Here is a 13,103-nt window from a genome sequence, read left to right as displayed (position 1 = left end):
CGGTCGAGGTTGCCCTGCATCCCGGCGAGCTTGCGCTGCGCCTTCTCCTTGCGACGACGGTGCTTGAGGATGCCGGCGGCCTCCTCGATGAAGGCGCGACGCTCCTCGGGTTTGGACTCGAGGATCTCGGCAAGTTTGCCCTGGCCCACGATCACGTGCATCTCGCGCCCGATGCCCGAGTCCGAGAGCAGCTCCTGGACGTCCATCAGGCGGGCGCGGTCCCCGTTGATCTCGTACTCGGCCGCACCGTCGCGGAACATCCGCCGGGTCAGCGAGACCTCGGCGTAGTCGATGGGCAGCGTGCCGTCAGAGTTGTCGAGGGTGAGCGTCACCTCCGCGCGGCCGAGCGGTGCCTTGCCTGCGGTCCCGGCAAAGATCACGTCCTGCATCTTGCCGCCGCGCAGCGACTTGGCGCTGTGCTCACCCATCACCCAGGTCAGCGCGTCGACGACGTTGGACTTGCCGGAACCGTTGGGTCCGACCACACAGCAGATGCCGGGCTCGAACCTCAGCGTCGTCGGTGCCGCGAAGGACTTGAAGCCCTTGAGCGTCAGCGACTTGAGGTACACGACTGTCGATCCTATGGCACGGCCGGCTACCGCCCCGGAGGCGTGACCCCGACGGCGACAATCGCCGCCGCGCGCCGCCGGGCAGCCGGCTTCACCGCCAACTTGTGGAGTTCCGACACCACGACGACCGTGGCCCCGACGATCACGCACATCGCCCACTCACCTGGACTCAGGGGGCTCAGACCCATCGGGCCGGCCAGGACCGGCCAGCTCACGACCAGCACCTGGAGGCAGGCGGCGACCGCCGTCGCGGCCATCAACAGCGGGTTCGCCAGCGGGCTGAGGGTGAACACCGACCGACGGAGGGCACGGGCGTTCATCACGTGGAAGAAACTGGCTGCGACCAGCACTGTCAGTGCCAGGGTGCGGGCGTGATCGGTGTCCACTCCCTCCCAGATCGCGCGCTCGTAGACGACGAGCGTCACCACCGCCATCCACACCCCGCTCAGCGCGGTACGCCACCACATGGTGGCATCGAGGACACCCTCACGAAGGTCGCGCGGGGGGACCTCCAGCTCGTCGCCCTCGCCGGGTTCGAATGCCAGGGCGATCACCTGGATCCCCGAGGTCACCAGGTTGGCCCACAACATCTGGACGGGCAGCAGGACCAGCGGGGAATTGGTGAAGACGTTGATCGCGACCGCCAGCAACGCCGCGATCGCCGAGGACAGAAGGAAGAAGGTCGCCTTGCGGATGGTCGCGAAGGTGACCCGCCCCTCCTCCACGGCGTGCACGATCGTGCTGAAGTCGTCGTCCGTGAGGACGACGTCGGAGGCCTCGCGGGCGACGTCCGTGCCCGAGTCGCCCATCGCGACCCCGATGGAGGCGACGCGTAGTGCGGGCGCGTCGTTGACACCGTCCCCGGTCACCGCGACCACGTTGCCCATCGCCATGAGCTGCTCGACGATCCGCATCTTGTCCTGTGGCGACACCCGGGCCGCGACCGTCGCATCCGCCAGCCGGGCCCGGAGCATCGTGTCGTCCAGGGCCGCGATCTCGGCCCCGGTCAGCGGGGGCGTGCCGGTGTCCAGCCCGAGCCTCCCGGCGATCGCGGTGGCCGTGACCGGGTGGTCACCGGTGATCATCATCACCCGGATCCCCGCCGACCGGCAGCCGGCGATCGCCTCCTGGACGCCCGGACGTGGAGGATCGGTCATCCCCTCCAGGCCGAGGAAGGTCAGGTCCTCCGGTGCGCCCTCCAGGGTGTCGCCGGCCAGCCGCGGATCCCCGTCCTCGAGCTCCCGGCGGGCCGTGGCGATCACCCGCAGCCCCTCCGAGCCCAGGGCGTCGTTGGCTGCCAGGACGGCTGCCCGATCGAGGGTCGTGGTGCCCCCTGCGGTGAGCATGCTCGAGCACATCGCGGAGACCGCGTCGGGCGCACCCTTGACGTACAGCACCGGCCGACCGCCCTCGCTCCGGATCGTCTGCGAGAACCCGAGCTCGGGCTCGTACGGCATGTGCGCCACTGGGGCGGCGGCCCGTTCGGTCGGCGTGACGACGCCCAGTCCCACCGCCACCGCGGCCATCGCCGCATCCACCGCGTCGCCGGTGAAGCGAAGGGGGTCGTCCCGTGTCGGGACGGCCTCGTTGGTCAGCGCGCCCGCGCGCAGGGCGGTCTCCGCGACGGCGCTGATCCGACCGGTGTCGGTGCCGACCCCGGTCGCGGCGTCGACAGCGATCTCCCCCTCCGTGGTCCACAGCCGTTCCACGGTGAGCAGGTTCTGTGTCAGGGTCCCGGTCTTGTCCGACCCGATCACCGTCGTGGACCCGAGGGTCTCCACCGACGGCAGATGCCGCACGATCGCATTGCGCCGCGCCATCCGGGCCACGCCCACGCTCATCGCCACGGTGAGCACCACGGGTAGCGCCTCGGGGATCGCGGAGACCACGAGAGCCACCGCGGTCCGGAACATCAGCGAGACGTCGTGTCCGAGCGCGAGCCCGGCGGCGAAGACGGCCAGAGCGGAGATCCCCACGATCAGGCCGATCCACCGCTCCATGGAGTGGATCAGGGCGGTGAGCGGTGCCGCCGCCGCGGTGTCCTGGACCAGCTCGTTGATGGCCCCGAGCTCGGTACCCGCGCCGGTGCCGACCACGACACCCGTCGCACGGCCCGACGAGACCAGCGAGCCGCTGAACGCCATGCCGGTCCGATCTCCGGTCGGCGCATCGGGGGCGACCGGGTCCGTGTCCTTGTCCGTGGCCAGGGACTCGCCAGTGAGCATCGACTCGTCGACCCTCAGGGACACCGCCTCGATCAGCCGCAGGTCGGCCGGGACGCGGTCGCCGCTGTCGAGGTGCACGAGATCTCCGGGCACCAGATCGGCCGAGTCGATGGTCTGCACGTGACCGTCCCGCCGCACGCGGGCGGTGGGTGAGGCCAGGGATTGCAGGGCCCGGACCTCCGTCTCCGCCTTGCGCTCCTGCCAGAACCCGATCGCCGCGTTGAGCACGACCGCCGCCGTGATCGCGGCGGTGTCCACCAGGTGACCCTGCACCAGGGTGATGGCGGCGCAGACCATCAGGAACAGGACAAGGGGGCTCCGGAACTGCCGGAGCAGCACCCGCCAGGCGGCGGTCGCGTCGGTCGCCTCCAACCGGTTGGGACCGTGGCGCTCCAGACGGCGCGTCGCCTCCTCGGAGGTCAGTCCCGTGGTGCCGGTGCCCACCCGGTCGAGTACCTCCGGCACCTCCAGTGCGTGCCAGGTGTCGGTAGTCACGTCACCTTCTCTTCTCCTGTGCCGGAGGTCCTGAATGAGGTCATGGTCCGGTCCTCCGGTCTGTCTCGAACGTCGCGATCGGTCCGTCTCCAGAATGCCCCTACACCGTTCCGGGCCCGGGGCCGAGGGTGCGTTCAGCGCTCGCGGAATCCGGTCAGGTCCCCCCGGGCCGGTTCCCAGGAGTCCACCACGAGCTCCACCGTGCCCGGCCCGTCCCCGCCCCGCAGCAGGTCGACGAGCTGAAGGCACGCCCGGCGGGGCCCCTCGGCCACCACATGGACCCGGCCGTCGGCCTTGTTCGCGGCGTATCCCACGAGCCCGAGCTCGAGCGCCCTGGAGCGGGTCCACCACCGGAAACCCACGCCCTGGACGTGTCCGTGCACCCAGGCGACCATCCGGACCGGGGCGGGATCGGGACCGCCCGGGCCCCCGTCAGCGGCGCGCCGGCCTGTCATCGGAGATCGAACCCGAGCTCGACCTCGGTGCCCGACTGCAGCGTCCGGCCCACGGTGCACGCCTTGTCGACGGATCGCCTGATCATGTCGAGCAGCCTGTCCCGCATGGCCGGATCGAGCCCGGACAGGTCGAGCTCGTAGGTCTCCTCCAACCGCGGGTACCGCTCGGCCTCGCGATCCGCGTCCCCGGCCACGCGCACGGTGGCCTCGTAGTCCTCGCCGAGCCGGCGGGAGACGGTGAAGTCCGAGGCCATCGCGGTGCACGACGCCAGGGCGATCTTGAGCAGTTCACCCGGGGTGAACACGCCCTCGACGTCCGCCGAGCCGATCTCCACTCGCGCGCCCCGCGTCGAGAGCCCGACGTACCGCCGGGTCCCGGCCCGCTCCACCCGGAGTTCGGTGGCGGCCGGTGGGTTCTGGGAGGTGTTGTCCTTACCGCTCGTCGTCATGACGGTCATCGTACGGAGCGGGTCCGGCGCGCCCCACCACGGCGTGGCGCCGTCTGGCAGGCGGGGCAGAAGTGGGAACCGCGGTTCATGAAGTCCTCGCGGACCACCGGCGTCCCGCATCTCGCACAGGGCCGCCCCGCTCGCCCGTAGACGTCGAGAGACCTGTCGAAGTATCCCGAGGCCCCGTTGACGTTGACGTACAGGGCGTCGAACGAGGTGCCCCCGGCGGCCAACGCGTCGGACATCACGTCACGGGCGTGACCGAGCACCCCGCGGACGGTGGCCAGCGTCAACGCTCCCGCGCGCCGACGGCCGTGGACACCGGAACGCCACAGCGCCTCGTCGGCGTAGATGTTGCCGATCCCCGACACCACGGTCTGATCCAGCAGGAGCCGTTTGATCTCTGTGTCCCGGCGGCGGATCGTCCGCGCCGTGGCCAGCTCGTCGAATCCCGGCTCGAAGGGGTCGGCGGCCACGTGGGCGGCCGGCGCGGGCAGGAGCACACGGGTGCCGTCGGCGGCCTCTGCCAGCGGGACGACGGTCCACCCGCCGAACGTCCTCTGGTCGACGAACCGCAACTCCCTGCCGTCGTCGAGCAGCGCGCGGGCGTGGAGGTGTCGCACCCGGGGAGCGTCGGAGGACGTGACCAGCATCTGGCCGCTCATCCCGAGGTGGACCAGCAGACAGTCGGCTCCCGCGGTGTGCTCCCCGTCCAGGGTCAACCACAGGTACTTGCCGCGGCGGCCGGCCCCGCTCACCACCCGATCTCGCAATCGGGCGACGATCTCCGCCGGCCCGCCGGGCTGACGGCGGGCCGTGCGGGCCCCGGACACGTCGGCATCCAGGATCCGACGACCCACCACGTGGGACTCGAGGCCGCGCCGCACCACCTCGACCTCGGGGAGTTCCGGCATGTCAGCCCGCGGCCCGGTCCAGGGCGGCCCAGGCCTGCTCGGCGGCCTTCTGCTCGGCCTCCTTCTTGGTCCGACCGACGCCCTCCCCCAGTGGATCGTCACCGACCAGCGCCACCGCGGCGAAGGTCTTGTCGTGGTCCGGCCCGGTGGAGGTGATCTCGTACCGGGCCTTGGGCCGACCGAGCGCCGAACACTTCTCCTGGAGGCTGGTCTTCCAGTCCAACGCCGCACCCAGGGTGGGCACCACGCGGAGGCGCTCACCGATGATCCCCTCGACGATCCCCCGCGCCACCTCCAGACCGTGGGTCAGGTACACGGCGCCGAAGACCGCCTCCAGGGTGTCCGCCAGGATCGAGTGCTTGTCCCGCCCGCCGGTGAGTTCCTCCCCCCTGCCGAGCCTGAGGAGCGCGCCCAGTCCGTCGGGGCCCAGCTCGCGGGCGATGTCCGCCAGGACGTAGGTGTTGACCAGGCTGGCACGGATCTTCGCGAGGTCGCCCTCCGGGCGGTCCGGGTACGCGGTGTAGAGATGTTCGGTCACGACGAGCTCCAGGACGGCGTCGCCGAGGAACTCGAGCCGCTCGTTGTGTGGTAGGCCCCCGTGCTCGTAGGCGTACGACCTGTGGGTCAGCGCCTGTGCGGCCAGCTCCGCGGGGAGCTGCACACCCAGGACCGCGCCGAGCTCCGGGGAGGGGTCCGTCACCCGGCCCCCTCGTCGATCCCGGGGTCCGCGAACTTCTCCGCCAGGCCGGCCCAGCGGGGATCGATGCGTCCCTCGGTGCTGCCCGAGACCCCGTCCGGCGCGGGGGTGTCGGGGTTGACGCAGTCGCTGAGACCGTAGTCCGTGCACGTGGGCGACATCGGGAACTCGAGACCGAAGGCGTCGACCAGGGCGGGTTCCAGGTCCAGCAGGTCTCCGTCGAGCAGGCGCACCTCGTCCTGCTCCGCGCCGTCCGCCGCGGCCGTGCCCTCGACGGCGTACATCTCCGTCAGATCCACGGAGACCTCGCTGGTGAACTCGCCGAGACACCGCGCACATTCCACGGTGGCCCGCCCGGCGACGGTGCCGGTCACCAACACCCCTTCCTCGACGAAGGTCAGGGCCAGATCCAGGTCGACCTCGGCCCCCTGGGGGATCCGGATCAGCTCGACCCCGATGTCCGACGGCAGCACCGCGGCACGCTGGACCTGCGTCATCGCCCCCGGGGACCGGGTGATGCTGCGGGTGTCGAGGACGAGGGAATCGGCGGCCGGGCGGCCTTGGCGTCGCTTGCGGGAGGTGGTGGACACGCCCAGCAGACTACCCGTCTCTGATCAGTAGTCCCCGTACCCGTCGCCGTAGTGATCGCCCTCGCGCGCCCCGCGGCGGCCGGTGGCCTCACGCCGCCCGGCCGGGGTGACGCCGTGGAGCTCCTCGCGCCCGCGGGACACGGTACGGATGGTCGAGCCGAGGAACTCCTCGAACCGCGCCATCTTGTCGTCGATGTAGGCGTCGCACTCCTCGCGCCGACGGTCGCTCTCCGCGTGCGCGGCGTCCCGGATCCGGCTGGCCTCCTCGTCGGCGATCCGGACGACCTCGGACTCCGACAGCATCCGCTGCTGCTCCTGGCGGGCCTCGGTGATGGTGCGGTCGTAGATGATGTTGGCCTGTTCCACCAGCCGGTCGGACTCGGCACGGGCACGGGCGGTGGTCGACTCGGCCTCGCGGCGGGACCGGTCGAGCAGATCGGCGGATTCCGCGCGGGCGTCGCCCACCAGGCCGTCGGCGTGGGCCGTGGCCTCGGCGACCATGCGATCGGCCCGTGCCTTGGCGTCGGCGAGCATCGCGTCGGCGTCCGCCCGGGCCTCACGCAGCGTGCGATCCGCCTCGGCATCCGCGGCGGACACGGTGTCCCGGGCGGTCGCGTCGGCTTCCGCGAGCACGCTGTCACGCTGATCCAGCACGTCCTGGGCGTCGTCGAGCTCACCGGGGAAGGAGTCACGGATGTCATCGAGCAACAGCAGCGACTCGTGCCGGGGCACCACGCAGTTCGCGGTCATGGGCAGACTGCGGGCATCCTCGATCATCGCGTTCAGCTCGTCGAGGGCCTGGAACACTCGGTACACGCTCGTCCCTTCACCGGATCGTCACTCTTGCCACACCAGTGTGCCCGCAAGCCGGGTCCCGGTGCGGGTGCGGCGGCGGTGTGTCCGGTGGTCCGGGGCGCAGGGGCTCGCCGCCCGGCCCCACCGCTCAGCCCAGCCGGTCCTTCAGGGCCCGTGCGACGGGATCCGGCAGGAGATGCGAGACGTCCCCGCCCAGACGGGTGACCTCGCGGCACAGCGACGAGGACACGAAGGCCAGGTCCGCCCGGGTCGGCAGGAACACGGTGTCCACCCCCGCGATCGACCTGTTCATGTGGGCCATCGGCAGTTCGTAGTCGTAGTCGGTCGAGTCGCGCAGGCCCTTGATCACGGCCGTGGCGCCCTTCTCGCGGCAGTAGTCGACGAGCAACCCGTAGAAGCTGTCGACGCGGACCCCGGGGAGGTCGGTGCAGACCTCCTCGATGAGCGCCTTCCGCTCGTCGATGGTGAATGTCCCCTGCTTGTTGGGGTTGGCCACGACGCACACGATCACGTCGTCGAACAGCTGCGCCGACCTCCGGATGATGTCGAGGTGCCCGAGGGTCACCGGGTCGAACGAGCCTGGGCAGACGACGGTGGTCATCGGGCGACCGTATCAACCGTCCGGGCGATCTCGACGGCGGTCTCCCCGTAGGTCCGTTCGAACACCACCTCGTACCCGTCGGGCCATCGCACGGCCGGGTCCCGTCGGGACCTCTCCCACACCACGAGGGCGTCCCCGGCCAGCCAGCCTCCCGCCGACAACGCCTCGAGGACGGGGGCGTCGACCTCCCCGGACTTCTCGTACGGTGGGTCGGCGAGGACGAGGTCGAACCCGCCGGCCACCGGGCACGGCCCCGCGACGGCGGCGGGTAGCGCCGCCCGCCTCACGGACGGGCGGACGGACGGGAACGACGACGACAGACCCGCGGTGTTCGCGCGGATGCTCGCGACCGCCCGGGGGTTGTCCTCCACGAACCACACCTCGTCGGCGCCCCGGGATACCGCCTCCAACCCGAGGGCGCCGGATCCCGCGAACAGGTCCAGGACCGTGGCACCGTCCAGATCCATCCGGCTGACGATCGCGCTGAACAGGGCCTCACGGACGCGGTCGGTGGTGGGCCGGGTCCCCGAGGGCGGCACGGTGATCGACCGCCCGCGCAGGCGGCCCGAGATGATGCGGGTCATGGCTCCCCTGATGGTCGAGATGGTGGTGGTCAGTACTTGAACAGGTAGTCCGACTCGTCCGATCCGGACAGTCGGCGGACCCGCTCGGCCAACGCCGGGTGGGTGTCGAGACCGGGGTCGGAGTCGAGGATCTCCTCGGCGTGCCGGCGTGCGATCTCGATGACCTCGCCGTCGTCGACGACGGACAACAACCGGAGCGAGGCCAGCGCACCCGACTGGGCGTCTCCGAGGACGTCGCCCTCGCGGCGTTGGACCAGGTCGAGCTGCGCCAGCAGGAACCCGTCGGTGGTGGCGGCCACGGCGTTCAGACGTTCCATCGCCTTGCCCCCCTCGCGGGAGTTGGTCACGAGCAGGCAGAGCCCGGGCAGGCCACCCCGACCCACTCGTCCCCGGAGCTGGTGGAGCTGGCTCACCCCGAACCGGTCGGCGTCCATCACCACCATCACTGTGGCCTCCGGTACGTCGACCCCGACCTCGATCACGGTCGTCGACACCAGCACGTCGAGATCGCCGGTGGCGAAACCGGTCATGGTCGCGTCCTTGGCCTCGGGAGGCAGCCGACCGTGCATGAGGCCGATGCGGAGCCCCGCGAGAGGCCCGGTGGACAGGTACTGGTGGAGCTCCACGGCGGCGACCAGCGGGGGCCTGTCGCCGGCCCTGTCGTCGTCCCCTCCCTTCGTGGCCCCGTCCGGGGCGTCGGTGGTGTCGGCGTCGATCCGCGCGCACACGACGTACGCGCGGTGACCCGCCCCGACCTCCTCCCGTACCCGCTCCCAGGTCCGCTCCACCCATCTCGGCCTGTCCCGGGCCGGCACGACGGAGGTCGAGATGGGTCTGCGGCCACCGGGCAGCTCCCCCAGCTCGGAGACCTCCAGGTCGCCGAACACCGTCATCGCGATGGTGCGGGGGATCGGCGTCGCGGTCATCACCAACAGGTGCGGGACCATCCCGTCCCGCCCCTTGGCGCGGAGCCGGTCACGCTGACGGACCCCGAAGCGGTGCTGTTCGTCGACCACGACCAACCCCAGGTCGAAGAAGTCGACGGAGTCCTGGATGAGCGCGTGCGTGCCCACGACGATCCCGGCCTCACCGGTGACGATGTCGAGCAGGGCCGCCCGCCGCTCCGCGGTGGACATGGACCCGGTCAGCAGCACCACCCGGGTGGCCTGGTCCGCGGCACCGAGTCGGCCCCGCTCCCCCAGATCACCGAGCATGGCCGTCAGCGAGCGGTGGTGTTGGGTGGCCAGGACCTCGGTGGGCGCCAGCATCACGCACTGGCGCCCGGCATCGACCACCTGGAGCATCGCGAGCAGTCCGACGACCGTCTTCCCGGAGCCGACCTCACCCTGGAGCAGGCGGTTCATCGGTTCGTCGAGCGTGAGGTCCGCCGAGATCTCCTCGAGGACGGTCTGCTGCCCGGCGGTGAGCTCGAACGGCATCCGCGACTCCATCGCGGCTCGGACGCCGTCCCCGCGCACCGGGCTGGCCGGCGCCGGGTCACGGGCGACGAAGCGGCGCCGGGCCCCCAGCAGCAGCTGCAGTGCGATCGCCTCGTCGAACCGGAGGCGGTGGCCGGCCCTGTCCGCGTCCTCGACGCATCCGGGCAGGTGGGCCTTGCGCAGCGCCTCGTCGAGGCCCATCAACCCCGCGGCCTGCCGGACCGCGTCGTCGAGGGGGTCCACCACGGGGACCAGGGCGCGGATCGCGGTGACGACCGCACCGAGGAGGTCCCACGACGTCACACTCTCCTTGGCCGAGTAGATGGGCAGGAGCGGGCGGTCGAACAGGCTCGGGCCGCCCTCGGCGTCGATCTCCGCGGAGAGTCGCGCGAGCGCGGCGAGGTCACCCGAGCCCTTGAGCTGGCCGCCGGGCCCGGCGACCGATCGGAGGACCAGGAACTCGGGGTGCTTGAGATCCAGGGACTGGCGGAACCGCGACACCGTCCCGTCGAACATCGCCACCGTGCCCACCGGGAGCATGAACTTGATCCTGCGGCCGGCGAAGTAGACCACCTTGAACGTGGTGTCCTCGTCCTTCACGGTGAGCGTGAGCATCTCCCGCGGCTGGCCCTGCTTGGTGGTGTAGGTGCGGGTCGCTGCGGTGGCGACGGTCCCGATGATCGTCACCCGCTCGCCGTCGACGAGCTCCCGCCGGTCGTAGCGCTGCCCGTGCTGGCGGTAGCGGCGGGGCAGGGTGTGGAGCAGGTCGCCGACCGTCCGGTGACCGAAGGCCGTGGTGATCCTCTCGGCCAGTCCGGCGTCGAGGACCTCCGACAGCGGAGTGTCCGTGGTGGCGAACGCGGTCATTCGACCCCGACGTGCGCGAGCACCCGGCCCGGTCCGGCCGCGTACCCGGCGACCTCCACGTCGGGGTGACCGTCGCGGATCCGGGTCAGCGCCTCCTGCGTCGCGGCGTCGTCGTAGTCGGCGCCGAGCAGCAGGGTCACGAGTTCGCCGCCCGAGGAGAGCAACCGGTCCGCGAGCGCGCACACCGCGTCCACCGGGTCCGTCTCGATGAGGGCGACATCGTGGCCGACCATGCCGAGGAGGTCCCCGGCGGCGCAGCGACCCACCAGGGTGAGCGCGTCGTGTTCGGCCCGCACCAGGTGCGCGTGCCGGGTGGCCGCGGCCGCGTCCGCCATCCCGAAGCCGTCCAGGGACAACGTGGTCGAGGGGTCGTGGACGGCCAGCGCGGACAACCCCTGGACGACCGACCCCGTCGGGAGGATGAGGGCGTTGCCGTCGACGTCGCGCAGGGCGGCGTCGAGTGCTCCGATCTGCGCCCTGGACAGCTCACCGTTGGGCAGCACCAGCAACTCGTCCGCGGACAGTGCCAGCACCGCGTCGATCACCCCGCCCTCGTCCGGATCGACCGTTCGCGCCCCCGCGCCCGAGAACAGCTCGGCGAGCGGCCCGTCGGGGACGATCGCCACCACCGTCCGCTCGGGTTCGCGCCCGGTCCGGTCCGCCCCCTCCCCGGACCCATCCCGTCGACGGTGCCCTGTCGACGGGCTCCCGCCCACCGGGTCCAACATGTCCGTCACACGGATCTCGGTGACCCGGCCGAGCGAGAGCGCGACCTCGACCGCCGTTCCGATGTCGTCGGTGTGGACGTGGACCGCCCAGCGGGCGTTGTCCCCCGTTCCACCGTCGCCCACGACCACCACGCTGTCGCCCAGGGTCCGGAGAGCGGACCTGAGCTCGTCGGCGCGCGCGTCGTCCGAATGGGTCAGGGAGTACATGACCTCGTACCGGGTGTCGGCGGAGGACTCCGGGGCACCACCGTCCGTCCCGTCACACTGCGCGGACGGCTCGGTGAACGGGTCCTCGGGGACGAAGTAGTCCGGTCGCTCCGGCGCCTGTCCCCCGAGCACCTCGACCATGGTGTCCAGCAGCACCAGCAGGCCTCTGCCGCCCGCGTCCACGACCCCCGCCCGGGCCAGCGCGGGCAGCTGGGACGTGGTGCGGTCGAGGGCCTCCGCCCCGGCATCCGCGGCCGCCCGTGCCACCTCGACGAGCGAGGTCGCCGACGACCGACCGGCGCCCCCGGCGGCCTCCCGCAACACGGTCACGATGGTGCCCTCCACCGGATCGCTGAGCGCATGGTCGACGAGGGTCACCGCCGTCCGGAGCGCTCGACGGTAGGTGGAGGCGTCGACGACGGTGAAGGTCGCGGCCTCGCCGACCGCCCGGAGAACCTGGGACAGGATGACGCCGGAGTTGCCCCGCGCACCGTGGACGGCCCCGTGACCGAGCGCCACGGCGATCTCGCGGGCGCCGGCACTTCCCCCGCCCTCGGCGATCCACGCCTCCTCGCCCTCGGCCCTGTCGACCGCGGCTCTCATCGTGTAGAGCAGATTGGTCCCGGTGTCGGAGTCCGGCACCGGGAAGACGTTCAGGGCGTTGATCTCCTCGCGGTGGGTCGCCAGATGTTCCACACACCGACGCGCCCACCCCAGAAGCCCGTGGGCGTCCAGTGATGACGGACGTTTCTCGACACTCGTCGACTCCTGTGCCATCACCCCTCCTCGGCGTCCGTCCACCCCAACGGTCCGACTCCGTCGGTCGGCGCGGCCAAGCCTAGTACCCTCACCTTGCGACAGCCGTCGAAAAGGCCGAGACGGCCCGTACCACTCCCTGGAGCCCAGATGACCACTGCCCTGAACGCCACTCCCCTCGTCACCCTCGAGGACGGTGTGCTCACCATCCCCATCTCCCTCGAGGGCAGGGGGAACTCGCTGGACTCCGACGCCGTCACCCAGGCCGGAACCGCACTGGCCGCGCTCCTCGCCGGCGAGATCGACGCCGGTGCGATCCTCCTCGTGGGCCTGGGCAGGAACTTCTGCGCGGGTGGGAACGTGCCCGGCTTCGCCGCCGCCGAGGACCGCTCGGAGCACGTCCGCGAGCTGGCCGACCGGTTGCACGTGGTGGTCAGGCAACTGGAGGAGGCACCTGTGCCGGTGGTGGCCGCGGTGGCCGGCTGGGCCGCGGGGGCCGGGCTCTCCCTCGCGTTGGCCGCCGACTTCTCCGTCGGGGGCCCGGACACCCGCCTGCTCGCGGCCTACCCGGGAATCGGCCTGTCGCCGGACGGCGGGATGTCCTGGCGGCTGCCCCGCGCGATCGGGCCCGCGGCGGCCCGGGCGTTCATCCTGGGCAACGAGCCTGTGGACGGGGCGCGGGCCTACGGGATCGGACTGCTCACCACCTAC

At 71.7% G+C, this 13,103-nt stretch carries 13 protein-coding genes; 1 reads left to right on the top strand and 12 read right to left on the bottom strand.

From position 1 onward, the window contains the following. The 12 genes from G6028_RS10325 to G6028_RS10270 form a co-directional block, all read right to left on the bottom strand. Positions 1 to 569: AAA family ATPase (locus tag G6028_RS10325; protein ID WP_182658807.1), on the bottom strand; the 569-nt coding region annotated here is incomplete at its 3' end. 26 nt (positions 570 to 595) lie between these two features. Beyond that, entirely contained in the window at positions 596 to 3,289 is a 2,694-nt protein-coding gene (locus G6028_RS10320) for an HAD-IC family P-type ATPase (protein ID WP_206685744.1), read from the bottom strand. 134 nt (positions 3,290 to 3,423) lie between these two features. Further along, on the bottom strand, positions 3,424 to 3,744 hold the full coding sequence (locus G6028_RS10315; protein ID WP_182610125.1) for an acylphosphatase: 321 nt from the start codon (positions 3,742 to 3,744) through the stop codon (positions 3,424 to 3,426). Further along, positions 3,741 to 4,193, bottom strand: coding sequence for an OsmC family protein (locus G6028_RS10310; protein WP_182610124.1), 453 nt, complete (start codon positions 4,191 to 4,193; stop codon positions 3,741 to 3,743). The genes G6028_RS10315 and G6028_RS10310 overlap by 4 nt, the downstream gene beginning before the upstream one ends. Before the next feature lie 5 nt (positions 4,194 to 4,198). Beyond that, positions 4,199 to 5,107, bottom strand: a complete 909-nt coding sequence (mutM, locus tag G6028_RS10305; protein WP_182658806.1) for a bifunctional DNA-formamidopyrimidine glycosylase/DNA-(apurinic or apyrimidinic site) lyase — start codon at positions 5,105 to 5,107, stop codon at positions 4,199 to 4,201. A 1-nt stretch (position 5,108) separates the two neighbouring features. Beyond that, positions 5,109 to 5,807: a ribonuclease III gene (rnc, locus tag G6028_RS10300; protein ID WP_182610668.1), complete on the bottom strand. Its 699-nt coding sequence runs from the start codon at positions 5,805 to 5,807 to the stop codon at positions 5,109 to 5,111. Continuing rightward, positions 5,804 to 6,394 carry a YceD family protein gene (locus G6028_RS10295; protein WP_182610669.1) on the bottom strand — a complete coding sequence of 197 codons (591 nt, stop codon included), beginning with the start codon at positions 6,392 to 6,394 and terminating at the stop codon, positions 5,804 to 5,806. The genes rnc and G6028_RS10295 overlap by 4 nt, the downstream gene beginning before the upstream one ends. A gap of 24 nt (positions 6,395 to 6,418) precedes the next feature. Continuing rightward, positions 6,419 to 7,210 carry a DivIVA domain-containing protein gene (locus G6028_RS10290; RefSeq protein WP_182658805.1) on the bottom strand — a complete coding sequence of 264 codons (792 nt, stop codon included), beginning with the start codon at positions 7,208 to 7,210 and terminating at the stop codon, positions 6,419 to 6,421. Positions 7,211 to 7,337: 127 nt separating this feature from the next. Continuing rightward, complete coding sequence (coaD, locus tag G6028_RS10285; RefSeq protein ID WP_182610806.1) at positions 7,338 to 7,811, bottom strand: pantetheine-phosphate adenylyltransferase; 474 nt, start codon at positions 7,809 to 7,811, stop codon at positions 7,338 to 7,340. Beyond that, positions 7,808 to 8,395 carry a 16S rRNA (guanine(966)-N(2))-methyltransferase RsmD gene (gene rsmD / locus G6028_RS10280; protein ID WP_182658804.1) on the bottom strand — a complete coding sequence of 196 codons (588 nt, stop codon included), beginning with the start codon at positions 8,393 to 8,395 and terminating at the stop codon, positions 7,808 to 7,810. The genes coaD and rsmD overlap by 4 nt, the downstream gene beginning before the upstream one ends. Before the next feature lie 29 nt (positions 8,396 to 8,424). Then, positions 8,425 to 10,701, bottom strand: coding sequence for an ATP-dependent DNA helicase RecG (gene recG / locus G6028_RS10275; RefSeq protein WP_182658803.1), 2,277 nt, complete (start codon positions 10,699 to 10,701; stop codon positions 8,425 to 8,427). Further along, entirely contained in the window at positions 10,698 to 12,413 is a 1,716-nt protein-coding gene (locus G6028_RS10270) for a DAK2 domain-containing protein (protein ID WP_182658802.1), read from the bottom strand. The genes recG and G6028_RS10270 overlap by 4 nt, the downstream gene beginning before the upstream one ends. Positions 12,414 to 12,542: 129 nt before the next feature. On the opposite strand from G6028_RS10270, the gene G6028_RS10265 reads away from it, so the two are divergent. After that, positions 12,543 to 13,103, top strand: a 561-nt coding sequence (locus G6028_RS10265) for an enoyl-CoA hydratase-related protein (protein ID WP_182658801.1), incomplete at its 3' end; no start/stop codon positions are given.

This window comes from Dietzia cercidiphylli (assembly GCF_014145145.1).
GTDB lineage: Bacteria > Actinomycetota > Actinomycetes > Mycobacteriales > Mycobacteriaceae > Dietzia > Dietzia natronolimnaea.
This window is presented reverse-complemented; position numbering and strand designations above follow the sequence as displayed.

Excerpts from the sequence above, each read along its gene's own strand:
- mutM (WP_182658806.1), bottom strand. The coding sequence starts at position 5,107 with ATGCCGGAACTCCCCGAGGTCGAGGTGGTGCGGCGCGGCCTCGAGTCC.
- rsmD (WP_182658804.1), bottom strand. The coding sequence starts at position 8,395 with ATGACCCGCATCATCTCGGGCCGCCTGCGCGGGCGGTCGATCACCGTG.
- G6028_RS10270 (WP_182658802.1), bottom strand. The coding sequence starts at position 12,413 with ATGGCACAGGAGTCGACGAGTGTCGAGAAACGTCCGTCATCACTGGAC.
- recG (WP_182658803.1), bottom strand. The coding sequence starts at position 10,701 with ATGACCGCGTTCGCCACCACGGACACTCCGCTGTCGGAGGTCCTCGAC.
- G6028_RS10315 (WP_182610125.1), bottom strand. The coding sequence starts at position 3,744 with ATGACAGGCCGGCGCGCCGCTGACGGGGGCCCGGGCGGTCCCGATCCC.
- G6028_RS10310 (WP_182610124.1), bottom strand. The coding sequence starts at position 4,193 with ATGACGACGAGCGGTAAGGACAACACCTCCCAGAACCCACCGGCCGCC.
- coaD (WP_182610806.1), bottom strand. The coding sequence starts at position 7,811 with ATGACCACCGTCGTCTGCCCAGGCTCGTTCGACCCGGTGACCCTCGGG.